Here is a 1654-nt window from a genome sequence, read left to right as displayed (position 1 = left end):
ACCCTGCTGGGTAGCGGCGCACTTGTGGGCATTGGTGCCCTGCTTGCGGCATGTGGCCAGCAGGCTAACAATGAGGCGGCAGCTACCGCCTCCGCGGCGCCGAGTGAGACCGCTTCGGCATCTGCGGCAGCTTCTGAATCTGCATCAGCTTCGGCAACCCCGTCTACTATCCGAGGCTACTCTGGACAATCCAAAGCCCCTGACGGTGAGTACCGTAAAGCCGACGGCTACGGACCCGCGCAAAACGTACCCAAGCCCCCGAGCCGGAAACAATACCCCGAAACTCAGGAGGGCGCTCTCAACATGATCAACGACTGGACCATAGCCCACAACTATGCAGTCCAGACGGGTGATTGCGAATACGCCAAAGCATATGTGAAACCAGAAACTGACGAAGAAAAGTTCTACGGATATGTCGAGCGCCTTTATAAGCGCGGCGGATGGATCATTAATGGTCTCGACAAATATCAGCTCGATGGTCAGTTTATTTATGATGAAAAAACTAAAGAATACACCCTTATGCTGAAGCATATTTGGGAATTCGTAATGTATGTTGAGCCCGACGGATCATACACCGAAGACACGAATACGGCCGAGGGGGACGATAGCGGCGCTTACATTCTCAAATATTCGGATGGATTTTGGACTGTCGTTGGCTCACTTTCTCAAGAGCAGCTGAAGGAAAAAGGGTCGTTGAAATAGCATGTTCCATATCAGAGAAATAGGAAGTGCATATATACTCACTTTTGCTGTTATCACATCATCTGTTTTTATGAGCGTTCCTCCTGCGAACAGCCAGGAATGCAGTAGCGATAACGGCCATGCTATATGCCTCACTAAGGAAAAGACTCCACAACAAAACTTTGCGAGGAAAGGCACCCTAGATACTAGGATAGACTCACCTACCGCTAAATCATCCCTTGAAATAGAAGCGGAGAACCAGCGGAAGGAAGAAGAATTCCGTAGAAATTATGACGAAGTAAAAGACAACTTGGGGCAGCCTATGTATATTCCCAAAGGTAATGCGCGCAAGCAAGGTGAAGCGGAATGTCTTGCAGCGGGAAGACAACCTGGTAAATACAGCCGTATCCGTGAGATGCCTATTAGTGGCGAAGAGGTAAATTACGATCCGAAAACAGGACTAGGAACATATTGCCAGCCACTTGATACCAAAACTCTCACCTCTAATGACCCCGCACAGCCTAAGGGTCCCACTATTGAAGAAATGCTCCAAGAAGTTGAGGACCAATTCGCTAAAACCGATATCCAGGCCCCTGTACTGAAGCAGTCCTATAACCTTGGCTCTGGTCAGGGCGAAGACAACCCCAACGTCTATAAGAACCAGGCCGTCAACTTCTACGTTGACGCACCCACCGCACGTTGGGAAGGCGACCTCATGATTGGCCACGTGGAGATGGAGTCCTACCCCACCCAGATGACCATCCAGTACGGCAACGGTGACGAGGGCAGCTTCTACACCATGGGCAAGCCTGTCAGCAGGGCACGTGGTGAAGAGTCACGCAAGACCGCGACCAGCTATGTATATAAGCGTTCGGGCAACTTCCATGCCTACGCGACCGTGTCTTACTCTGGTCGTTTCCGCGTGAACGGCGGTGACTGGCATGCTCTGGATGTCGTGTTGACGAAGGAAACT

General features: G+C 51.0%; 1 protein-coding gene and 1 pseudogene. Both read left to right on the top strand.

What is annotated here, in order from left to right:
* The coding region (locus HMPREF2765_RS05990) for a DUF6318 family protein (protein ID WP_070604688.1) at positions 1-702 on the top strand (702 nt) is incomplete at its 5' end.
* Between the two features lie 523 nt (positions 703-1225).
* Positions 1226-1654: pseudogene (locus tag HMPREF2765_RS09275) on the top strand (peptide ABC transporter ATPase); the annotation flags it as partial.

This window comes from Rothia sp. HMSC062H08, from assembly GCF_001810775.1.
Taxonomy (GTDB): domain Bacteria; phylum Actinomycetota; class Actinomycetes; order Actinomycetales; family Micrococcaceae; genus Rothia.
This window is presented reverse-complemented; position numbering and strand designations above follow the sequence as displayed.